This window comes from Streptomyces sp. NPDC002787 (assembly GCF_053592095.1).
The window spans coordinates 101,951-122,278 of sequence record NZ_JBSFVC010000004.1 but is presented as its reverse complement, the minus strand read 5'-3'; the positions used below and the strand labels follow the sequence as shown (position 1 = coordinate 122,278).

Annotated in this window: 20 protein-coding genes; 12 read left to right on the top strand and 8 right to left on the bottom strand. The window is 70.5% G+C overall.

The annotated features are described in order from the left end of the window. Positions 1 to 139: 139 nt before the first annotated feature. Positions 140 to 1,591, top strand: coding sequence for an NCS2 family permease (locus tag ACWD26_RS06600; RefSeq protein ID WP_451266893.1), 1,452 nt, complete (start codon positions 140 to 142; stop codon positions 1,589 to 1,591). A gap of 75 nt (positions 1,592 to 1,666) precedes the next feature. On the opposite strand, the gene ACWD26_RS06595 is transcribed toward ACWD26_RS06600, so the two are convergent. Next, positions 1,667 to 3,118 carry a peptidoglycan D,D-transpeptidase FtsI family protein gene (locus ACWD26_RS06595; RefSeq protein ID WP_451266891.1) on the bottom strand — a complete coding sequence of 484 codons (1,452 nt, stop codon included), beginning with the start codon at positions 3,116 to 3,118 and terminating at the stop codon, positions 1,667 to 1,669. Between the two features lie 105 nt (positions 3,119 to 3,223). Continuing rightward, positions 3,224 to 3,997, bottom strand: a complete 774-nt coding sequence (locus ACWD26_RS06590; protein WP_451266889.1) for an IclR family transcriptional regulator — start codon at positions 3,995 to 3,997, stop codon at positions 3,224 to 3,226. Between the two features lie 135 nt (positions 3,998 to 4,132). Between ACWD26_RS06590 and ACWD26_RS06585 the strand changes: the two genes are divergently transcribed. The 7 genes from ACWD26_RS06585 (at position 4,133) to ACWD26_RS06555 (ending at position 11,046) form a co-directional block, all read left to right on the top strand. Then, positions 4,133 to 5,662: an aldehyde dehydrogenase (NADP(+)) gene (locus ACWD26_RS06585; protein WP_451266887.1), complete on the top strand. Its 1,530-nt coding sequence runs from the start codon at positions 4,133 to 4,135 to the stop codon at positions 5,660 to 5,662. A 127-nt stretch (positions 5,663 to 5,789) separates the two neighbouring features. Beyond that, complete coding sequence (locus ACWD26_RS06580; RefSeq protein WP_451266885.1) at positions 5,790 to 6,398, top strand: DUF1349 domain-containing protein; 609 nt, start codon at positions 5,790 to 5,792, stop codon at positions 6,396 to 6,398. A 217-nt stretch (positions 6,399 to 6,615) separates the two neighbouring features. After that, positions 6,616 to 7,140, top strand: coding sequence for an N-acetyltransferase family protein (locus ACWD26_RS06575; protein ID WP_451266883.1), 525 nt, complete (start codon positions 6,616 to 6,618; stop codon positions 7,138 to 7,140). Between the two features lie 79 nt (positions 7,141 to 7,219). Next, a complete protein-coding gene (locus ACWD26_RS06570; protein WP_451266881.1) occupies positions 7,220 to 7,936 on the top strand; it encodes a DsbA family oxidoreductase in 717 nt (238 codons plus the stop codon). A gap of 115 nt (positions 7,937 to 8,051) precedes the next feature. Then, positions 8,052 to 9,101, top strand: a complete 1,050-nt coding sequence (locus ACWD26_RS06565; protein WP_451266879.1) for an aminotransferase class V-fold PLP-dependent enzyme — start codon at positions 8,052 to 8,054, stop codon at positions 9,099 to 9,101. A 54-nt stretch (positions 9,102 to 9,155) separates the two neighbouring features. After that, positions 9,156 to 9,764, top strand: coding sequence for an RNA polymerase sigma factor (locus ACWD26_RS06560; protein ID WP_451266877.1), 609 nt, complete (start codon positions 9,156 to 9,158; stop codon positions 9,762 to 9,764). A 76-nt stretch (positions 9,765 to 9,840) separates the two neighbouring features. Next, positions 9,841 to 11,046 carry a zf-HC2 domain-containing protein gene (locus ACWD26_RS06555; protein WP_451266875.1) on the top strand — a complete coding sequence of 402 codons (1,206 nt, stop codon included), beginning with the start codon at positions 9,841 to 9,843 and terminating at the stop codon, positions 11,044 to 11,046. 20 nt (positions 11,047 to 11,066) lie between these two features. Here ACWD26_RS06555 and ACWD26_RS06550 read toward each other — a convergent pair whose 3' ends face one another. Further along, entirely contained in the window at positions 11,067 to 11,543 is a 477-nt protein-coding gene (locus ACWD26_RS06550; RefSeq protein ID WP_451266873.1) for a MarR family winged helix-turn-helix transcriptional regulator, read from the bottom strand. A gap of 140 nt (positions 11,544 to 11,683) precedes the next feature. On the opposite strand from ACWD26_RS06550, the gene ACWD26_RS06545 reads away from it, so the two are divergent. Then, on the top strand, positions 11,684 to 12,745 hold the full coding sequence (locus ACWD26_RS06545) for an alkene reductase (RefSeq protein WP_451266871.1): 1,062 nt from the start codon (positions 11,684 to 11,686) through the stop codon (positions 12,743 to 12,745). Between the two features lie 85 nt (positions 12,746 to 12,830). On the opposite strand, the gene thpD is transcribed toward ACWD26_RS06545, so the two are convergent. From thpD to ACWD26_RS06520, 5 genes are all read right to left on the bottom strand, one after another. Beyond that, on the bottom strand, positions 12,831 to 13,745 hold the full coding sequence (gene thpD / locus ACWD26_RS06540) for an ectoine hydroxylase (protein ID WP_451266869.1): 915 nt from the start codon (positions 13,743 to 13,745) through the stop codon (positions 12,831 to 12,833). Positions 13,746 to 13,751: 6 nt separating this feature from the next. Beyond that, on the bottom strand, positions 13,752 to 14,156 hold the full coding sequence (locus ACWD26_RS06535) for an ectoine synthase (RefSeq protein WP_451266867.1): 405 nt from the start codon (positions 14,154 to 14,156) through the stop codon (positions 13,752 to 13,754). Between the two features lie 77 nt (positions 14,157 to 14,233). Next, positions 14,234 to 15,505, bottom strand: coding sequence for a diaminobutyrate--2-oxoglutarate transaminase (gene ectB / locus ACWD26_RS06530; RefSeq protein WP_451266866.1), 1,272 nt, complete (start codon positions 15,503 to 15,505; stop codon positions 14,234 to 14,236). A gap of 139 nt (positions 15,506 to 15,644) precedes the next feature. Next, positions 15,645 to 16,175 (bottom strand): diaminobutyrate acetyltransferase, encoded by a 531-nt coding sequence (gene ectA, locus ACWD26_RS06525; protein WP_451266864.1) that lies wholly within the window; start codon positions 16,173 to 16,175, stop codon positions 15,645 to 15,647. 350 nt (positions 16,176 to 16,525) lie between these two features. Next, positions 16,526 to 17,632, bottom strand: a complete 1,107-nt coding sequence (locus ACWD26_RS06520; RefSeq protein ID WP_451266862.1) for a pyridoxal-phosphate-dependent aminotransferase family protein — start codon at positions 17,630 to 17,632, stop codon at positions 16,526 to 16,528. A 189-nt stretch (positions 17,633 to 17,821) separates the two neighbouring features. Between ACWD26_RS06520 and ACWD26_RS06515 the strand changes: the two genes are divergently transcribed. From ACWD26_RS06515 to ACWD26_RS06505, 3 genes are read left to right on the top strand one after another with little or no spacing between them, the layout of a single operon-like run. Continuing rightward, entirely contained in the window at positions 17,822 to 18,673 is an 852-nt protein-coding gene (locus ACWD26_RS06515; RefSeq protein WP_451266860.1) for a transporter substrate-binding domain-containing protein, read from the top strand. Then, on the top strand, positions 18,670 to 19,509 hold the full coding sequence (locus ACWD26_RS06510; protein ID WP_451266858.1) for an amino acid ABC transporter permease: 840 nt from the start codon (positions 18,670 to 18,672) through the stop codon (positions 19,507 to 19,509). The genes ACWD26_RS06515 and ACWD26_RS06510 overlap by 4 nt, the downstream gene beginning before the upstream one ends. Continuing rightward, entirely contained in the window at positions 19,506 to 20,297 is a 792-nt protein-coding gene (locus ACWD26_RS06505) for an amino acid ABC transporter ATP-binding protein (protein ID WP_451266856.1), read from the top strand. The genes ACWD26_RS06510 and ACWD26_RS06505 overlap by 4 nt, the downstream gene beginning before the upstream one ends. Positions 20,298 to 20,328 lie beyond the last annotated feature (31 nt).

Genomic DNA, 20,328 nt, shown 5'->3' with positions numbered 1-20,328 from the left:
TTCGTACGCGGCTTCGAACGCCGTCTTGCAGGGAGAACTCCGATTCCGTAACACGGGGAAAACCCGAATCGGGTTCATCGGGGGAACAATCCAGCCAGCATCCGCGCGTAGTTCACGCATGTCACTAGGAGCACCGTTCATGTCCGACGCACAGAAGGTGGCCGACCGTCCCGGAGCCGAGCCACCCGGGGCGAACAGCGTCGATCGCTTCTTCAGGATCACCGCCCGTGGGTCCACCTTCGCCCGGGAGACACGCGGCGGCTTCGCCACGTTCTTCACGATGGCGTACATCCTTGTCCTGAATCCCATCATCCTCGGCAGCGCCAAGGACAAGTACGGCCACACCCTCGACGGCGCCGAACTCGTCACCGCCACCGCCCTCGTGGCCGCCGTGATGACGATCATCATGGGCGTCGGAGGAAACCTTCCTCTCGCGCTCGCCGCCGGCCTCGGCCTCAACGCGGTCGTCGCCTTCCAGATAGCCCCGCTGATGAGCTGGTCCGACGCGATGGGCCTGGTCGTCCTCGAAGGCCTGCTGATCTGCGTCCTGGTGGTCACGGGCCTGCGCGAGGCCGTCATGCACGCCATTCCACAGCCGCTCAAGCAGGCGATCAGCGTCGGCATCGGCCTGTTCATCGCCTTCATCGGCTTCGTCGACGCCGGGTTCGTCAGCCGCATCCCGGACATCGCGAACACCACCGTCCCGGTCCAGCTGGGCGCCACCGGATCGCTGTCCGGCTGGCCCATCCTGGTCTTCTGTCTCGGTGTCCTGCTGACCATCGCGCTGCTCGCCCGCAAGGTGAAGGGCGCGATCCTGATCAGCATCCTGACGATGACGGTCGTTGCGATCGTGATCAACTCGGTGGCCGACATCAAGAGCTGGGGCCTGACCACCCCGAAGGCCCCCGACGACATCGTGGCCGCCCCCGAGTTCGGACTGATCGGCGACTTCAGTCTCTTCGGCTCGTTCGGCGAGACCACGGTCATCACGGTCGTCCTGCTGATCTTCACGCTGCTGCTGTCGGACTTCTTCGACACCATGGGCACGGTCGTCGGCATCACCGCCGAGGCGGGCCTGCTGGACGAGGAGGGCAAGGTCCCGAACCTCGGCCGGGTCCTCCTCATCGACGGCGCGGCGGCCGTCGCGGGCGGCGCCTCCTCCTCGTCCTCCGCGACCTCCTACATCGAGTCCGCGGCCGGCGTCGGCGAAGGCGCCCGCACCGGCTTCTCCAACCTGATCACCGGCGGCCTCTTCGCGGTGGCGCTCTTCCTCACGCCGCTGCTGACCATCGTCCCCATGCAGGCCGCCGCCCCCGCGCTCGTCGCCGTCGGCTTCCTGATGATGACCCAGGTCAAGAACATCGACTGGGACAGGTACGAGATCGCGATCCCCGCGTTCCTCACCATCGCCGTCATGCCGTTCACCTACTCCATCACCAACGGCATCGGCGCCGGCTTCCTCGCCTTCGTCCTGATCAAGACGGTCCTCGGCAAGGCCAAGGAGGTCCACTGGCTGCTGTGGGGCACCTCGGCGCTGTTCCTGGTCTACTTCGCGATCAACCCGGTGCAGCAGCTGTTCGGGGTGAAGTGACAGTGCGTACGTGCTGAGAACGAAGGGCCGCCCTCCGGGGGGAGTGAGGGCGGCCCTTCCTCTTCAGGTGGTCCTTCAGTCCTTCAACGCCGCCTCCATCACGGCCTTCGCGATCGGCGCGGCCAACCCGTTGCCGCTGACCTCCGAGCGCGCCGCGTTCGACTGCTCGACGACGACCGCGACAGCGACCTCCTTGCCGTCGGCCTTCCCGTACGACGTGAACCAGGCGTACGGCGTCTTGCTGTTGTTCTCGCCGTGCTGGGCCGTCCCGGTCTTGCCGCCCACGGTCGCGCCCGGGATCCGGGCGTTGGTGCCCGTACCGTCCTCGACGACCGTCTGCATCGCCGACTGCAACTGCTCGGCGGTGCCGGAGCTCATGATCTCCTCGGTGCCCGCCTCGGCGTCGTAGTCCTCCAGCACGTCCCCACCGCCGTTGGTGATCTGCGACACCATGTGCGGCGAGACCAGCTTGCCGCCGTTGGCGATCGCCGCCGACACCATGGCCATCTGGAGCGGCGTCGCGGTGACGTCGTACTGGCCGATGCCCGTCAGGGCCGTGGAGGGCCTGTTCATGTCCGACGGATAGACGCTCTCGTACGCCCGCACCGGCACGTCCTGCGTCTTGTCGTTGAAGCCGAACTTCTCGGCCGTCGCCTGCACCTTGTCCTGCCCGAGGTCGACGGCCATCTTCGCGAAGACGTTGTTGCACGAGTACTGCAGCGCCGTACGGATCGTGGCGTTCTCGCAGGGCGCGCTCGGATTCTCGTTCGACAACCGCGTGGTCGAGTCGGGCAGGGTGTACGGGTCCGGGCTGTCGGTCCTCGTGTCCACCGATCCGTACAGCCCGTCCTCCAGCGCGGCGGCGGCCACGACCAGCTTGAACGTCGACCCCGGCGGCAGCGGCTGGCGCAGCGCCCGGTTGGTCAGCGGCTTGTCAGGGTCCGCGTTGAGCCTCTTCCAGGCCGTACCGGCGGTGTTGGCGTCGGTGAGCGAGGACGGGTCGTACGACGGGGTCGACACCACCGCGAGGATCTTCCCGGTGGCCGGGTCGATCGCGACGGCCGCGCCCTTGGTGTCGCCGAGCGCGTCGAACGCCGCCTTCTGCACGGCCGGGTCGATCGTGGTGATCACGTTGCCCGGGTCGGCCCGCTTGTCGGTGACCGTGTCCATCACGGTCTTCAGCCGGAGGTCCGTGCCGTTGAGCAGGTCCTGGTAGATGCCCTCCAGCTGCGTCGGCGCGTACGCCTGCGAGGCATAGCCCGTCACCGCCGCGTACAGCTCGCCGTCCGTGTACGTGCGCTTGTACGCGAGGTCGCTGCCCTTCGTGCGGGCCGAGCCGGTGATCGCGTCGCCGGCCACGATGATGTTCCCGAGCGGGGCCGCGTACGTCCTGATCGCGTTGCGCCGGTTGTTCTTGTTGTCCGCGAGCGCCGTGCCGTCGTAGAACTGCACCCAGGTCGCCCTCACCAGCAGGGCGAGCACGAGCAGCAGGGTGAAGACGGCGGAGCGCCTGATCGTCTTGTTCATCGCATTCGGAAGGACGAGCCGGATGCGATCAATCGTTCCCTTCGCCCGGTTTTCTCATGGGGTCTTCATGAAACCGGGGTTGCCACCGGGCCGTCCCGGGGCGGGTCAGAGCCTTCGCGTCGCCAGCGTCAGCCGGTCGCGCGCGTCGAAGAGGGCGTCCTTGACCAGTTGTTCGTGGGCGGGGGTCAGCCGGGCCACCGGGACCGAGCAGCTGATGGCGTCGCGGGCCGGTGTGCGGTACGGGATCGCCACGCCGAAGCAGCGCAGCCCGAGCGTGTTCTCCTCGCGGTCGACGGAGAAGCCCTGCTCACGGATCTGGTGCAGTTCCTCGATGAGCTGCTCGCGGTCGATGATCGTGTTCTCCGTGAGCGCCGGGAGGGTCTCCGGGAGCATCTTGCGGACCTGCTCGTCGGTGCAGGTCGCCAGCAGCGCCTTGCCGAGCGAGGTGGAGTGGGCGGGCAGCCGGCGGCCGACGCGGGTGAAGGGGCGCAGATAGTGCTGCGACTGGCGGGTGGCCAGATAGACGACGTTCGTGCCGTCGAGGCGGGCCAGGTGGATCGTCTCCGTCGTGTCGTCCGACAGCCGGTCCAGCGTCGGCCGGGCCAGCGCCACCACCTCGTCGCCGTCGATGTACGAGGTGCCGACGAGGAGTGCCCGGACGCCGATGCCGTACCGCGTGCCCGTCGCGTCCGTCTCGACCCAGCCCAGCTCCACGAGGGTGCGCAGCAGCATGTACAGACTCGACTTGGGGTATCCGACGGCCTCCTGGACCGCCGCCAGGGAGTGCATACCGGGGCGTCCGGCGAAGTATTCGAGCAGCTCAACGGTCCGTACCGCCGACTTGACCTGTGCTCCGCCGCCCGTCTCGACTGCCGACATCGCCCTTGACCCCTATCGTTCGACGGGAAATAGTCTCAGACAGCATATTCATCATCAGAGACAGCGTTCAGCATATCGAACGAGCCTGGTGAATGGACCCAGAAACACGCTCAGGAATACGTGGAGGAACCCCCGGTGGCAGCAGCACCAGTCTGGAGTGTCGACCCCCGAACCGGGAAGCAGCGCGAGCAGGTTGCGGTGGAGGCCACAGCCCAGGAGGTGGACGCCGCTGTCCGCGCGGCGCACGCCGCCCGTGCTTCCCTGGCCGATCGCACCGTCCGCTCGGCCTTCCTGCGCACGGCCGCCGACCAGCTTCAGGCGGCCAAGGACCAGCTCGTCGAGGTCGCCGACGCCGAGACCGCGCTCGGCCCGGTCCGGCTCACGGGCGAGCTCGCCCGCACCTGCTACCAGCTGCGGGCCTTCGCCGACATCGTGGACGAGGGCGCGTTCCTCGACGTGGTGATCAACCACCCCGACGACACCGCCACCCCGCCCATCCCCGACCTGCGCCGCTACAAGGTCCCGCTGGGCGTCGTCGCGGTCTACTCGGCCTCCAACTTCCCCTTCGCCTTCTCCGTTTCCGGCGGCGACACGGCGAGCGCGCTGGCCGCCGGGTGCCCGGTGGTCGTCAAGGCCCACCCCGACCACCCGGCCCTGTCCGAGCTGGTCGCGATCGTGCTGCGCCGGGCCGCCGCCGAGCACGGCATCCCCGAGGGCGTCCTCGGCCTCGTCCACGGCTTCGAGGCGGGCGTCGAGCTGGTCAAGCACCCGCTCGTCACCGCCGCCGGCTTCACCGGTTCCGTACGCGGCGGCCGGGCCCTCTTCGACGCGGCGGCCGCCCGGCCGGTGCCGATCCCGTTCCACGGCGAGCTGGGCTCCCTGAACCCCGTCCTGATCACCGAGGCCGCCGCCGCCGAGCGCGCGGAGGCCATCGGCACCGGCCTCGCCGGGTCGATGACCCTCGGGGTCGGCCAGTTCTGTGTGAAGCCGGGCCTGGTGCTGGCGCCCGCCGGTGACGCCGGTGACCGGCTGCTGAAGTCGCTCACCGACGCGGTCAGCGACGTCGACTCCGGGGTCCTGCTGGACCACCGGATGCGGGACAACTTCCTCGCCGGTGTCGCCGAGCGCGCCGAGCTGCCGGACGTGGAGTCGCCGGTGACCGCCGGCGCGGGCGGCGAGCACACCGTCAGCCCCGGTTTCCTGACCGTCCCCGCCGCCAAGCTGGCGGCCGAGGGCGAGCACGACCTGCTCCTGGAGGAGTGCTTCGGACCGCTCACGGTCGTGGCGCGCTACGAGGACGAGGACGAGGCCAAGTCGGTGCTGTCCCGTCTGCCGGGCAACCTCACCGCGACGGTGCACGTGTCGGGTGAGGAGGCGGCCGAGGGCGGGCGCGGACCGGAGCTGCTGGCCGAGCTGACGCCGCTGGCCGGGCGCGTGCTCGTGAACGGCTGGCCGACGGGTGTGGCCGTGGCCGCGGCCCAGCACCACGGCGGTCCCTACCCGGCCACCACGTCGACGTCCACGTCGGTGGGCGGCACGGCCATCGAGCGGTGGCTGCGACCGGTCGCCTACCAGGGGGCGCCCGAGGCGCTGCTTCCGCCGGAGCTGCGGGACGACAACCCGCTGGGGCTGCCGCGTCGGTTCAACGGCGTTCTGGAGCGGTAGCGCTCCGCGCGGGGCCCCGTTGGGGTTCGGTTCGTTTCGGGCTGCGCGGGCGGCTGTGGTCGCCCGCGCGGTTCCCCGCGCCCCCAAAGGCCTGCTGTCGTGGGTCGGGAGCTGCGAGAATCCCCCAATGGACCTCGAAATCCCCGAACTCCCGTTCCCTCTCCGTACCTACGGCCCCGATGGGCACTGGTCGTACGAGGACGGGGTGCTCACCGGGTGGGCCGGGGCTCGGCAGGACCGGTTCGTGCCGCCCACCGGTGAGGGACTGGATCCCGCTTCGGACGCGCCCCGGCTGCTGGGGGCGCCGGAGGGGGACTTCCAGCTGATAGCCCGCGTCACCGTCGGCTTCGCCGCCGGGTTCGACGCGGGCGTGCTCTATGTGCACGTGGGGGAACGGGCCTGGGCGAAGCTGTGCCTGGAGTACTCGCCGGACGTGCCGACCGTGTGCACGGTGGTCACCCGGGGGTACTCGGACGACGCCAACTCCTTCACCGTGGAGGGCAGTTCGGTATGGCTACGGGTCAGCCGCACCGGCCGGGCCTTCGCCTTCCACGCCTCCCGCGACGGCAAGCAGTGGACCTTCGTCCGCCTCTTCACCCTCGCCGGCGAGCGGGAGAGCGGAGCCGCCCTCGTCGGCTTCATGACCCAGTCCCCGATGGGCGAGGGCTGCGTGGTGACGTACGACGAGCTCGATTTCCGCCCCACCTGGCCGAACGACCTGAGAAACGGCAGCTGAGCGCCCCGTCGCCGGCGCGTCCCCTGGGATGGGGCGGATGGCTGAGCGCCCCGTCAGGGGCGCGGGGAACTGCGCGACAAGCCCCCACCGTCCCGCAGACGCAGGCGCACGCAAGCGGGGGTCGAAGGGGCGCAGCCCCTGGGGATGGGACGGGTAGGGGCGGCGGGGGCGAAAAACTCCCGGGAACCGCTCCGCCGCCCGCCGCGTCCTCCCCGACATGATCAAGGACCGTGTGACCCGAGTCACAGGCGCGCGCGTGATCAGAACCGCGCTCCCCGCCGAGGCCCCGGCCATCACCGCACTGCACACCCGCGCCCGCGCGACGTACCACCCGGACGGCGCCCCCGACGCCGCCCCCGACGACGCCACGGACTGGCTCGCCTCCTGGCGGCGGGCCATCGAACGCCCCGACGGCCACGTCCTGTGCGCCGTGGAGCACGGCCGCATCACAGCCGTCGCCTCCTTCCGCACGGCAGACGGCGCGCCCGCCGACACCGTGCACCTGGCGCAGTTCCACGTCGACCCCGACCGATGGCGCCGGGGCACCGGCCGCGCCCTGCACGCGGCCTGCGAGGAGGAGTGGCGGGCGGACGGCAAGCGCACGGCGGGCCTCTCCGTCCCTGTGGACAACCACCGGGCACGGGCCTTCTACGCGGGTCTGGGCTGGAGCCCCGATCCGCACAGCCCGCCCGCCCCGGGTGACCGTCACCTTCTGCTCACTTTCACGGTGACCGGGGAATGAGCCGGGCTGCTTGAACGTTCATCGACCGTAGAAGCGGAGGGCGTCTCCGTACCCGTACGACCTGGAGAGAGCTGACACCATGCGCGTCGAGATCTGGAGCGACATCGCCTGCCCCTGGTGCTACGTGGGCAAGGCCCGCTTCGAGAAGGCGCTCGCGGCCTTCCCGCACCGCGACGGCGTCGAGGTGGTGCACCGCTCCTTCGAGCTCGACCCGGGCCGGGCCAAGGACGACATCCAGCCGGTCCTCACCATGCTGACCAAGAAGTACGGGATGAGTCAGGCGCAGGCCCAGGCCGGCGAGCACAACCTCCGCGAGCAGGCCGCCGCCGAGGGGCTCGCCTACCGGGCCGAGGGCCGCGACCACGGCAGCACCTTCGACATGCACCGCCTGCTGCACTTCGCCAAGGAGCAGGGCCGGCAGAGCGAGCTGCTGCAGGCCTTCTACCGGGCGAACTTCGCCGAGGAGCGGTCCGTGTACGCGGACGCCGATGCGTATCTGATCGAGCTGGCCGTCGAGGCGGGGCTCGACGAGGAGGCCGCGCGCAAGGTGCTGGCCGACCCGGCCGCGTACGCCGACGCCGTCCGCGCCGATGAGCGGGAGGCCTCGGAGCTGGGCGCGAACGGGGTGCCCTTCTTCGTGCTGGACCGGAAGTACGGGGTTTCCGGGGCGCAGCCCGCCGAGGTGTTCGAGAAGGCTCTCGCCCAGGCGTGGGGGGAGAGGCCGGCGCCGTTGAAGGTCGTGGCGGCGGAGGGCGCGGAGGCTTGCGGGCCGGATGGATGTGCCGTGCCTCAGTAGTCACCCCTTGAGGGGCGCCGCGGTCCAGGTCGGCAGGGATGTATAAGCGGCACTTGGGGAAAGCACGCGAAACATCTCAATGGACGTGGGGTCCGTGCGGCCCCACAGTGGTCTCATGGAAACCTTCGAGAGCCTCGTCCGGACCGAGTTCGCCCCGAAGAACACCTATCTGAACACCGCCAGCACCGGGCTGTTGCCCGCCCGGGCGGTCGACGCGCTGAAGGCCGGTGCCGAGTCGGTGGCGGCCGGGCGGCCACAGGACATGTTCGCCGACGTGGAGGCCGCGCGGGCGGCCTTCGGCCGGATCGTCGGGGTGCCGGACCGCCGCGTGGCGGCCGGCGCCTCGGTCGCCGTCTACAGCGGGCTGATTGCCGCCTCGCTGCCCGAGGGCGCGGAAGTGCTGACCGCCGAGGGCGACTTCGCCTCCCTGGTGAGCCCCTTCCACGTACGCGGCGACCTCAAGGTGCGCCAGGTGCCGCTGGAGCGGGTCGCCGAGTCGGTGCGGCCCGGCACGGCGCTCGTCGCGGTGAGCGCCGCGCAGTCCGCCGACGGCCGGATCGCCGGCCTTGGCGCGATCCGGGAGGCCGCCCGGGCACACGGGGCGCGTACGTACGTCGACGCGTCGCAGTCCGCCGGCTGGCTGCCGATCGAGGCGGACGCGTACGACTACGTCGTGTCCGTCGGCTTCAAGTGGCTCCTCTGTCCGCGCGGGGTGACCTTCCTCGTCGTCCCGGAGGATCTCGGCGGACTCACCCCCCTCTTCGCCGGCTGGGCCGCGGGGGAGGAGCCGTGGGACAGCTGCTACGGCCCCGTCAAGGAACTCGCCCGCTCCGCCCGCCGGTTCGACGAGAGCCCCAGCCTGTTCTCGTACGCCGGTGCCCGCCGCTCCCTCGCGCTGGTCGAGGAGCTGGGCGTGGCGAACGTACGGGATCACGATCTCGCGCTGGCCGACCGCTTCCGCGCCGGCCTCGCCGAACTGGGTCACGAGCCCGTGCCCGCGCCCGGCTCGGCGATCGTCTCGGTGCCCGGACTCGGCCACCGGCAGGCGGAATTGAGCCGGGCGGGCGTCGAGACCTCCGACCGCGCGGGCCATCTGCGGGCCGCCTTCCACCTGTACAACACGCCGACGGACGTCGACCGGCTCCTGGACGTCCTGTCCGGCTGACTTCCCGTACCCACTGGCGCGGACCGCGCGAGAACGCTAGGAAGGCTTCACGAGGTGGTGGTGCCGGTGGAGCCGACGCTCGAACAGCCGTCCATCGATGTGGAGTTGCATCGGCGGCTGGTGTACGGGGACGAGTCCGCGCTGCGTGAGGTGTACGCGGCGTACGGGGGACTCGTCCGGCGGGTGGCCGTCCGCGTCACCCGCAGCCCGGCGGCGGCCGAGGACGTGGCGCAGGAGGTCTTCGCCCAGCTGTGGAGCAGACCGTACGGCTTCGACGCGCGACGGGGCTCGCTGCGCACCTGGCTGTCCATGGTCGCCCACCGGCGGGCCGTGGACTGGGTGCGCGGCGAGGCCCGGCACCGCAAGGACGCCCACGCGGACGACTCGGCGCTGCACTCCATCCCCGACACCGGACCCGGCCCGGACGAGGCGGTCGTCGACCGCGAGCGCTCCCTCCTGCTGCACACCGCCCTCGCCCAACTCCCGCGCCCGCAGCGGGAGGTGGTCCACCTCGCCTACTTCGCGGGCCGCACCTACCGCCAGGCCGCCGTCGAACTCGGCATACCCGAGGGCACCGCGAAGACCCGGCTGCGCTCGGCCCTGCGCAAACTGGCGGAGTCCCTCGCGGACCCACCGGACCCCGCGACGGTGAGGGGCGCGTGATGGGGGCGCACATGACCGTCCGGACCACGCGGGTCCTGCGTATCGTGGACATGGCAGGGCGAAAGGGCGGCGCGCGATGACCAACGACCACGACGGCGTACGGGAGCTGCTGGCCGCCTGGGCGGTCGGCGCGCTCCCACCCGGCGACGACAGGTCCGTCCCCCTGCACCTGGCCACGTGCGAGGAGTGCGCGACGGAGGCCGAGCGGCTCCGGGACACCGTGCGCCTGCTGGACGGCACACCGGGACCGGATGCCCTGCCGGACAAGGGAACCGGAGCCTCGCCGACCGGTGCGGAGGGTGCCCTGCCGGGCGGTACGAGGGCGGCCGTGCCGCTCCCCGGTCCGGGTGCCGACCCGGCCCGTGGCTCGGGTGCCGTGCCGCGTAGTGCGCCGAACGGCGGGCGGGCCGACGCTCCGAGGGGAACCCCCGGAGCCTTCTCGCGCGGCGCCGTGAACGGGAGCGCGGACGAGGTTCTCGCGCTGGCCCTCCGTTCCCGTCGCGCCCGCGCCGCCGAGGTCGCCCACCACGCGGCCCCCTACGCCGCCGCCGTGGCCGGACTCCACGCGCTGGTCCCGGAGTTGGACGGCCGCTGGGGCACGCCGGTCGTCCACGACTGGGACGCGCACGCCACCGTCGCGCACCTGGTCGCCGCCGACGAGCACCTGGGCGTACATCTCGGCGTCGAAGCGCCCCTGCCCGCCTCGCACCTCCCGGAGGGGATCCCGGCGGGGGAGGCGTGGGCCCGGCGCACCGCCGACGTCATCGCCCACGAGCACGGGCGTACGCCGGCGGAGACCGTCGCCACCTGGGCCGCGCAGGCCGCCGCGCTGCTGGCCACGCCCGAGGCCCGCGACCTCGACCTCGCCGCCCGCGCCGTCACGGTGATGGACCTCCGGCTGCCGGTCGCCGACCACTTCGTGATCCGCGCCTTCGAGGCGTGGATCCACACGGACGACATCGGCCGCGCCGTCGGCATCGCCGTCCCCCCGCCCCCGGACGAACACCTCGGGACCCTGGTCCGCCTGGCCGTCCGCATCCTCGGCCTCGCCCTCCACGACGCGCCCCCCGTCCTCTTCGAGGTCACCCGCCCCACCGACACCCGCTGGTTCCTCGGCTCCGACGCCGAGCCCGCACGCGCCGAACTCACCCTGGACCCGATCGACTTCTGCCTCCTGGTGGGCGGCCGGTTCGCCCCGGAAGACGTACCGAGGGCGATCACGGGGGACGAGGTCGCGGCACGGAACGTGTTGGAGAGGGCGGCGTCACTGGCCTGGTTGTGAGGGGTGGGCCGAGGGGCGCCTCAACGCTCCGCCGACTCCGTGCAGAGATTCGACTCGACGCGGGCCAGAAGCCTCAGGAACTGCTGACGCTCGGTGGCGTCGAGCCCCGCCAGCGTCTGCTCCTCCAGCTCCCCCCAGGCCCGCTCGACCTTCTCCAGCAGCGCACAACTCGCGTCCGTCGCCTCGACGAGGACGGCCCGCCGATCAGCGGGATCCGCCCGCCGTCGCACGTGCCCGGCCTGCTCCAGCCGCTGCAGCATCTTCGTCACCGTCGACGGATCGAGGTCCAGCAGCCGGATCAGGTCGGACTGCCGCGCCGGTCCGTCCTCCCAGAGGCGCATCATCACCAGCTCCTGCCCGGGGTGGAGCCCGAGCCCCCGCAACAGCCGCCCGGCGGCGTAGCGGTGCAGCCGGGCCACCCGGGAGACCGCGTGGCTCACCGGCCCGCCCCGCGCCGCGGACGGCAGCGCGGCGGCACATCTCTCCGTGGCCTCCATCGAGAACTCCCTGGTCAGCTCGGCCTGTGAGCCCAAGGGTACCTGCCCGGGAAAAAAGATTGGCCGACCAAGGAATGGGTTAGGGTGCTCCTCGGTTGGATTCATTGGCCGACCACATAATCCCTTCACCAGGAGTGACCGTGACCACCGCCTACGACCCCATCGACCTGTCCGGCACGCGGCTCGCCAACCGCGTCGCCATGGCGCCCATGACCCGCAGCCGCGCCGCCGAAGGCGGTCTCCCCACCGCCCTCACCGCCGAGTACTACGCACAGCGCGCCTCCGCCGGCCTGATCGTGACCGAGGGCATCCAGCCGTCCCACGTCGGCCAGGGCTACCCGAACACCCCGGGGCTCCACCACGAGGACCAGATCGCGGCCTGGCGCGAGGTCACCGACGCCGTGCACGCGGCCGGCGGCCGGATCTTCGCCCAGCTGATGCACGCCGGCCGCATCGGCCACCCCGTACTGCTCCCCGACGGCCTGCACCCCGTCGGCGTCTCGGCGGTCGCCGCACAGGGGCAGGTGTACACCCACGAAGGCCCCAAGGACTTCGTGACCCCGCGCGAGCTGACCCACGACGAGATCCTCGACACCGTCCAGGACTTCGCGGCGGCGGCGCGCGGCGCCGTCGAGGCCGGCTTCGACGGAGTCGAACTGCACGGCGCCAACGGCTATCTGATCCACCAGTTCCTCGCACCCGGCTCCAACCGGCGCGACGACGAGTGGGGCGGCTCCGACGAGAACCGCGCCCGCTTCGCCGTGGAGACCGTGAAGGCCGTGGCGGAGGCGATCGGCGCCCACCGCACCGGGCTGCGCCTCTCGCCCGGCAACCCCTTCAACGACATCAGCGAGCCCGACCCCGAGCCCACGTACACCGCGCTCGTCGAGGCCCTGGCACCGCTCGGTCTGGCGTACCTGCACATCGGCGAGGCCCCCGGCCGGCGTGAGCTGACCCAGCGGCTGCGCAAGCTGTTCTCCGGCACCCTCATCCTCAACCCGGCGACGGACGGTCCCACCGGCCCCGACGCCCTGACCCTGGTCGAGGACGGCACCGCCGACCTCGTCGCCTTCGGTCAGCTCTTCCTCGCCAACCCGGACCTCCCGGCCCGGCTGAAGGCGGGCGGCCCGTACAACGAGGCCGACCCCGCGACCTTCTACGGCGGCGACGCGAAGGGATACACGGACTACCCGGCGCTGTGACGCCGTAGCCGGCCGGGACGCGCACAAGGGCCGGGCGGCCGCTCAGGGGTAGCGGCCGCCCGGCCCGGTCAAGGTGTCGACGGACTCACCGCACCGGCGTGAAGTCCCGTGCGCCGATGAACTCCGGTCGCCGTACCGGCGCCGCGAACGGTTCGACCGCCGCGTTCTCCACGCTGTTGAAGACGATGAAGACGTTACTGCGCGGGAACGGCGTGATGTTGTCGCCGGAGCCGTGCATGCAGTTGCAGTCGAACCAGGTCGCCGAACCGGCCTTGCCCGTGAACAGCTTGATGCCGTACTCGGAGGCCATGGCCGTCAGCGCCTCGTCGGACGGGGTGCCGGCGTCCTGCATCTGCAGGGACTTCTTGTAGTTGTCCTTCGGGGTGGCCCCCGCACAGCCGAGGAACGTCCGGTGCGACCCCGGCATGATCATCAGGCCGCCGTTGGTGTCGTAGTTCTCGGTCAGGGCGATCGAGACGGACACGGTCCGCATGTTCGGCAGGCCGTCCTCGGCGTGCCAGGTCTCGAAGTCGGAGTGCCAGTAGAAGCCGGACGCGCCGAAACCGGGCTTCACGTTGATCCGTGACTGGTGGACGTACACGTCCGAGCCGAGGATCTGCCGGGCCCGGCCGACGACCCGCTCGTCGCGCACCAACTGGGCGAACAGCTCGCTGATCCGGTGCACCTCGAAGACCGACCGGATCTCCTGCGACTTCGGCTCGACGATCGAGCGCTCGTCGGCGCGGATCGCCGGATCGGTCACCAGCCGCTCCAGCTCCTGCCGGTAGACGGCGACCTCGTCCGGCGCGATGAGCTCCTCGACGGCGAGGAAGCCGTCACGCTCGTACGCCTGGAGATCGGCGAGGGAGACCGGGCCGGGCGTGCCGGGGGAGCCCCAGACGACCGGGTCCTGACGCGGGACCGTCACCTCGGTGGCCCCGCGGCTCGGGTAGAGGTCGGGAACGGTGGTGGCAGTGTGCATGGTCGTGGTCGTGGTCATGTGATGTCACACCTCCTCGGGCTCGGTGAGCAGCGGGTAGACGCCGTTCTCGTCGTGGTCCTCACGTCCGGTGACGGGCGGGTTGAAGACGCAGAGGCAGCGGAAGTCCTCCTTGACCCGCAGCGTGTGCCGCTCGTGGCCGTCGAGGAGGTACATGGTCCCGGGCGTGATCGTGTAACTCCGCCCGGTCTCCTGGTCGGTGAGCTCGGCCTCGCCCTCGACGCACACGACGGCCTCGACGTGGTTCGCGTACCACATCGCCGTCTCCGTACCCGCGTACAGAATCGTCTCGTGGAGGGAGAAGCCGACCCGCTCCCTGGCGAGCACGATCCGTTTGCTCTCCCAGGTGCCGGACGCCGCCTTCACATGCCGGTCGGTTCCTTCGATGTCCTTGAACGAACGGACGATCACGGTGTCGCGATGCCTCCTTGATCGGTGTTTCTCTGATGGGGTTCTCCGACTGGTGTCGCTGCCGGTCGGCGGTGGTCTCAGACGGTCTCCCGCACGGCCCTGGCGAGGACGCGCAGGCCCTCGTCGAGCTCTTCGGGGGTGATGGTGAGGGCGGGCAGCAGCTTGACGACCTCGCTCTCCGGGCCGGACGTCTCGACCAGCAGCCCGAGTTCGAAGGCCCGCTTGGCCACCCGTCCCGCGCGCTCCTTGTCGTGGAACTCCAGGCCCCACACCAGGCCGCGGCCCCGGTACTCCTTCACATCGGCGAGGTTCTCCTCCGTGATGGAGATGAAGGCCTGCTCGACCTGCTCACCGCGCTTGCGGGTCTGCTTCTCCATGGCGGAACCGTCCGCCCAGTACGCCTCCAGGGCGGCCGTCGCCGTCACGAAGGCGGGGTTGTTGCCGCGGAACGTGCCGTTGTGCTCGCCCGGCTCCCAGATGTCCAGCTCCGGCTTGAACAGGCACAGCGACATCGGCAGGCCGTAGCCGCTGATGGACTTGGAGACGGTGACGATGTCGGGCGTGATGCCCGCCTCCTCGAACGAGAAGAAGGCACCGGTCCGGCCGCAGCCCATCTGGATGTCGTCGACGATGAGCAGCATGTCCTGCCGCTCGCACAGCGCGGCGAGCGCGCGCAGCCACTCCGGGCGGGCGACGTTGATGCCGCCCTCGCCCTGGACGCTCTCGACGATCACGGCCGCGGGCTTGTTCAGCCCGGACCCCTGGTCCTCGAGCAGCCGCTCGAACCACAGGAAGTCCGGGACCTGCCCGTCGAAGTAGTTGTCGAACGGCATCGGGGTGCCGTGCACCAGCGGGATGCCGGCCCCGGCCCGCTTGAAGGCGTTCCCGGTGACGGCGAGCGACCCGAGCGACATGCCGTGGAAGGCGTTGGTGAACGAGACGATCGCCTCGCGGCCCTTCACCTTCCGGGCCAGCTTCAGCGCCGACTCCACCGCGTTGGTGCCGGTCGGCCCCGGGAACATGACCTTGTACGGCAGGTCGCGCGGGCGCAGCACGAGATTCTGGAAGGACTCCAGGAACGCCCGCTTCGCCGTCGTCGACATGTCGAGACCGTGGGTGACGCCGTCCCGCTCCAGATAGTCGATCAGCGCGCGTTTGAGTACGGGGTTGTTGTGGCCGTAGTTGAGTGAACCGGCGCCGGCGAAGAAGTCCAGGTACGTGTGGCCGTCCTCGTCGTACATGCGGCTGCCCTGCGCGCGGTCGAAGACGGTGGGCCAGCCGCGGCAGTAGCTGCGCACCTCGGACTCCAGGGTCTCGAAGACGCTCAGGTCGGGCTGGGTGATGGTCACGTCGAATCGCTCCTCGGTGCGTGGGGGGAGGGGAAGGGGGAGTGAGGGGGCTGAGTGAGGGGGTGGGGGCTCGGGCTCGGCCCGCCAGGGGCTCAAGGGCTCAGGGGCTCAAGGCTCAGGCGGACAGGGGCTCAAGGGCTCAGGCGGACAGCGGGCCGATGCGGTGGAGGACCTCGGGCTGGTGCGGGCCGTCCGGGAAGTCCCCCGCCTCGAACAGGACCGTGCGCTCGACGCCGGCGCCATGACGTTCGGCGTACGCGGCGAACAGGCGCTCGGAGGCGGTGTTGCCCGGTGTGATGGTGGTCTCGACGGTGGTCAGCGGGTGCTCGCGCGCGACCCGTTCGGTCAGCCCGTCCAGGAGGGCGGCCGCGAGCCCGAGCCCCCGGTGCGCCTCGTCGACGGCGACCTGCCACACGAGCAGGGTGTCCGGCCGCTGCGGCCGCACGTACCCGGTCACGAACCCGACCGGCTCCCCGGTCGCGTCCCGCGCCACCGCCGAGGTGTCGGCGAAGTCCCGGGACCACAGCAGATAGCTGTACGAGGAGTTCAGGTCCAGGGATCCGGAGTCTCGCGCGATACGCCACAGCGCAGCGCCGTCCGCCACGTCCGGGCGATCGATCCGAATCCCTTCCGCGATTTCCGTCTGTGGTTCTGCGTGTGCGGCAGTCATAGGGCTTGAATTTACCCATGGGAATTTCGAATTGCATCGCCGCATGGGGTTACGCATGGGCGGGTCACGTGTTATCACGCGGGCGCGAGTGATCCACGTGGGCGTGGTCGATATGAGGTAGTCTGCCCGTATATTACCGCGCAAAATGGGCGCGTTGTGGAGTCGGTCACACGTGCGTAACCCTCACGAGATCTGCCCGAATCAGCCCCGTCGGTGTTCGCGAAACCTTTGCGTTTAGGCGAGAGGATAGCGGGCAGAAGAATACGGGATTCTGTTCTTCGAATTCCACTGAATTCTCGTCCTAAAGTGGCCCGCAATTCCCTCGGTGGATCGGTTCCCTACGCCTACGCCTACGCCGATGCCTGGGCCTCCGCCGCCGCGCGACGGGCCCGCTCCAGATCGACCGTGATGCCGAACTCCGCCAACGCCGCCCCCAGTCCCGCGAGGCTGGAGTGCACGGCACCCGGGGTCGCGTCCGGGCCGTAGTGGTTCACGCGGACCATCTCCCGTGCGAGGGCGCCACCGCCCGCGGCCAGCGGCAGCGCGGGGTCCGTGGCCAGCGCCTTGGCGACCAGCTCCGACGCGTCGACCCCGGCGGGCGCCCGGAGCGTCGTGGCGACCGGCGCGGCGTCGGCCGCCTCGTGGACGTACGGCTCCAGGCCCCCGCCCAGGGCGAGCGCCCCCGCCCGGGTCGCGGCGGCGGCGGACGTGTGCCGGGCCATGACCACGTCGAGCCCCTCCGCCTCGATGCGCTCCAGACAGGCCTCCAGAGCGAGCATCTCCAGCTGGGCGGGCGCGTGGAGGAGTGCGCGGCGGCCGCCGTCGATCCAGCGCTCCTTCCAGTCCAGGAGGGAGAGGTACGACCGCCTGGGCGCCCGCGGGTTGGCGGCCATCCGCGCCCACGCCCGCTCGCTCACGGAGATCGCCGACACCCCGGCCGGACCGCCCATGGCCTTCTGCGCCCCGATGACGCACAGGTCGACACCCCACGCGTCGGGCAGCACCGGCTCGGCGCCGACGGAGGCGACGGCGTCCAGGTAGAAGAGGGCGCCCTGCTCGCGGACCGCCTCCCCGATTTCCGCGACCGGGTTGGTGTTGCCGGTCGCCGCCTCCGCATGGACCAACGACACGAAGTCGATCGCCGGGTGCGCGGCGAAGGCCTCCCGGATCTGCCCGGCCGTCACCGCCGTGTGGAAGGGCACCGCCAGGTCGACGACCCTCGCCCCGCAGTCCCGCAGCCAGTCCCCGAAGGTCTGCCCGTACGGACCGGTGATCACGTTCAGCGCCGTCGTACCGGGCCCGGCGGCCCCGCGGATCGCCCCCTCCAGCGGCAGCAGCGCCTCGCCCTGCGTGATCACGACGTCCTGCTCGGTCGAGAGCAGCCGGGCCACCCGGTCCTCGATCGAGGCGAAGTGCGACGCGCTCAGCGGGGCCAGATCCAGAAACGGGTGTGTCACGGGGTGCTCTCTTCACTGACGGGGTAGATGGTGTCGAGGGTACCGACGGCACCTGGGCGCCCCTCACCGATGACATCCGAGGTCAAGCGGCCCGCCAGCCATGGGAATAGTTTGAGCGAGCCAAACATTTCCTTATCATCGGTTGTCTCAAGCACCGGTTGTCTCAGTTCCCCCTCAGGAGGTCTCCCCGTGAACTCGGTCCCCGGACGCCGGACCCGCATCCTGGCCGCCACCACCGCCGCGGCCGGACTGCTGCTCGTGGCCGGCTGTTCCTCGGACGACGGCGGCAGCGGCGGCACCAAGACCGCGGCCGGCGGGGTCGAACTGGTGAAGGCCGGTCAGCTCACGACCTGCACCCACCTCCCGTACCCGCCCTTCCAGTCGGAGATCGACGGCAAGGTGCAGGGCTTCGACGTCTCCCTGATCGACCTCGTCGCCGAGGACCTGGGCGTGAAGCAGGAGATCCTCGACACCCCCTTCGAGAACTTCAAGACGGGCGCCTTCCTGAACTCCGGCGAGTGCGACCTCGCCGCGGCCGGCATGACGATCACCGACGAGCGCAAGAAGAACGTCGACTTCTCCGACCCGTACTTCGAGGCCACCCAGGCCGTCCTCGCCGACAAGAGCGCCGGCGTCGGCTCCTTCGCCGATCTCAAGGGCAAGAAGGTCGGCACCCAGGCACAGACCACCGGCGAGGACTACGCCAAGAGCAAGGGCCTCGACCCGGTCTCCTTCGAGTCCTCCGACGCCGTCCTCAACGGCCTGCGCACCAAGCAGGTCGACGCCGTGATCATCGACTACCCGGTCGTCCAGGGCTGGCTGAAGGACAAGGCGAACGCCGCCTCCTTCGAGGTCGCCGAGCAGATCAACACCGGCGAGCAGTACGGCTTCACGGTGAAGAAGGGCAACAGCAAGCTCCTCGCGGCGATCGACAAGGCGCTGTCGGAGGCCAAGGCCGACGGCACGTACAAGAAGCTGTACGAGCAGTGGATCGGCCCGTACGACGAGAGCGCCGCCTCGGCCTCCCCGTCGGCCTCATGAGCGGGACCGACTCGGACACAGCGCTCCAGCCGAAGAAGAAGGGCCTCAGCCGGAGCCAGAAGCGCACCCTCTCCCGGGGCGCGCAGTACGCGCTGTTCGTCGCCGCCGTCGTCGCCTTCGCGGCGTCGGCGGACTGGGCCCGGCTGAAGAACCAGTTCGCCCAGTGGGACATCGCGGAGCAGATGTTCCCCGACGTCATCACGCTGGCGTTGAAGAACACCGTGCTGTACACGCTGTCCGGCTTCGCCTTCGGACTCGTCCTCGGCATGGTCATCGCGCTGATGCGGCTGTCGTCGGTGGGCCCGTACCGCTGGTTCGCCGGCGTGTACATCGAGATCTTCCGGGGCCTGCCCGCCCTGCTGATCTTCATCTTCATCGGCGTCGCCGTGCCGCTCGCCTTCCCCGGCACGGAGATCCCCGGCGGCACCTACGGCAAGGTGGCCCTCGCGCTGGGCCTGGTGGCGGCGGCGTACATGGCGGAGACGATCCGCGCGGGCATCCAGGCGGTCCCCAAAGGCCAGATGGAGGCAGCCCGTTCCCTGGGCTTCTCTCCCGCCCGGGCGATGGTCTCGATCATCATCCCCCAGGCGTTCCGGATCATCCTTCCGCCGCTCACCAACGAGTTGGTCCTGCTCTTCAAGGACTCCTCCCTCGTCCTCTTCCTGGGTGTCACCCTGGAGGAGCGCGAACTGTCCAAGTTCGGCCGCGACCTGGCCAGCACCACGGCCAACTCCACGCCGATCCTGGTCGCCGGCCTGTGCTACCTGCTGGTGACCATCCCGCTCGGCTTCGTCGTACGCCGTATGGAGGCGAAGGCCCAGGAGGCCGTGAAATGAACCGGCCCGAGATCCAAGTAAGCGGTCTGCACAAGTCGTTCGGTGACAACGAGGTGCTGAAGGGCATCGACCTGGAGATCGGGCGGGGCGAGGTGGTCTGCGTCATCGGCCCGTCCGGCTCCGGCAAGTCGACCCTGCTCAGGTGTGTGAACCTGCTGGAGGAACCCACCAAGGGCCAGGTCTTCGTCGGCGGCACGGAGTTGACGGACCCCGACGTCGACATCGACGCCGTGCGCCGCCGGATCGGCATGGTCTTCCAGCAGTTCAACCTGTTCCCGCACCTCACGGTGACCGAGAACCTCACGCTGCCGCAGCGCCGGGTCCTGAAGCGGGACAAGGCGACGGCGGCGAAGGTGGCGGCGGAGAACCTGTCCCGGGTGGGCCTGTCGGAGAAGGCGGACGCCTACCCCGCCTCCCTCTCCGGCGGCCAGCAGCAGCGCGTGGCGATCGCCCGCGCGCTGTCGATGGGCCCCGAGGTGATGCTCTTCGACGAGCCGACCTCGGCCCTCGACCCGGAACTGGTGGGTGACGTCCTGGCGGTCATGCGCATGCTCGCCCAGGAGGGCATGACCATGATGGTGGTGACCCACGAGATGACCTTCGCGAAGGAGGTCGCCGACCGGGTCGTCTTCATGGACGACGGCGTGATCGTCGAGGAAGGCCCCCCGTCCCAGGTCATCGGCAGCCCGAGCCACGAGCGGACGCGGCACTTCCTGTCGCGTCTGCTGGACCCGGCGATGGCGGACGTCGAGGAGGAGACGTCGGACCAGGTGGGCGGCAAGGACTGAGGAGGGCGCACCTTTCTGGCGTAACGGCGCG

What these genes read in the sequence shown, in the direction of transcription:
- ACWD26_RS06600 (WP_451266893.1), top strand. Translation starts at nt 140, where the DNA reads ATGTCCGACGCACAGAAGGTGGCCGACCGTCCCGGAGCCGAGCCACCC.
- ACWD26_RS06595 (WP_451266891.1), bottom strand. Translation starts at nt 3,118, where the DNA reads ATGAACAAGACGATCAGGCGCTCCGCCGTCTTCACCCTGCTGCTCGTG.
- ACWD26_RS06590 (WP_451266889.1), bottom strand. Translation starts at nt 3,997, where the DNA reads ATGTCGGCAGTCGAGACGGGCGGCGGAGCACAGGTCAAGTCGGCGGTA.
- ACWD26_RS06580 (WP_451266885.1), top strand. Translation starts at nt 5,790, where the DNA reads ATGGACCTCGAAATCCCCGAACTCCCGTTCCCTCTCCGTACCTACGGC.
- ACWD26_RS06575 (WP_451266883.1), top strand. Translation starts at nt 6,616, where the DNA reads ATGATCAAGGACCGTGTGACCCGAGTCACAGGCGCGCGCGTGATCAGA.
- ACWD26_RS06570 (WP_451266881.1), top strand. Translation starts at nt 7,220, where the DNA reads ATGCGCGTCGAGATCTGGAGCGACATCGCCTGCCCCTGGTGCTACGTG.
- ACWD26_RS06565 (WP_451266879.1), top strand. Translation starts at nt 8,052, where the DNA reads ATGGAAACCTTCGAGAGCCTCGTCCGGACCGAGTTCGCCCCGAAGAAC.
- ACWD26_RS06555 (WP_451266875.1), top strand. Translation starts at nt 9,841, where the DNA reads ATGACCAACGACCACGACGGCGTACGGGAGCTGCTGGCCGCCTGGGCG.
- ACWD26_RS06550 (WP_451266873.1), bottom strand. Translation starts at nt 11,543, where the DNA reads ATGGAGGCCACGGAGAGATGTGCCGCCGCGCTGCCGTCCGCGGCGCGG.
- thpD (WP_451266869.1), bottom strand. Translation starts at nt 13,745, where the DNA reads ATGACCACGACCACGACCATGCACACTGCCACCACCGTTCCCGACCTC.
- ectA (WP_451266864.1), bottom strand. Translation starts at nt 16,175, where the DNA reads ATGACTGCCGCACACGCAGAACCACAGACGGAAATCGCGGAAGGGATT.
- ACWD26_RS06510 (WP_451266858.1), top strand. Translation starts at nt 18,670, where the DNA reads ATGAGCGGGACCGACTCGGACACAGCGCTCCAGCCGAAGAAGAAGGGC.
- ACWD26_RS06505 (WP_451266856.1), top strand. Translation starts at nt 19,506, where the DNA reads ATGAACCGGCCCGAGATCCAAGTAAGCGGTCTGCACAAGTCGTTCGGT.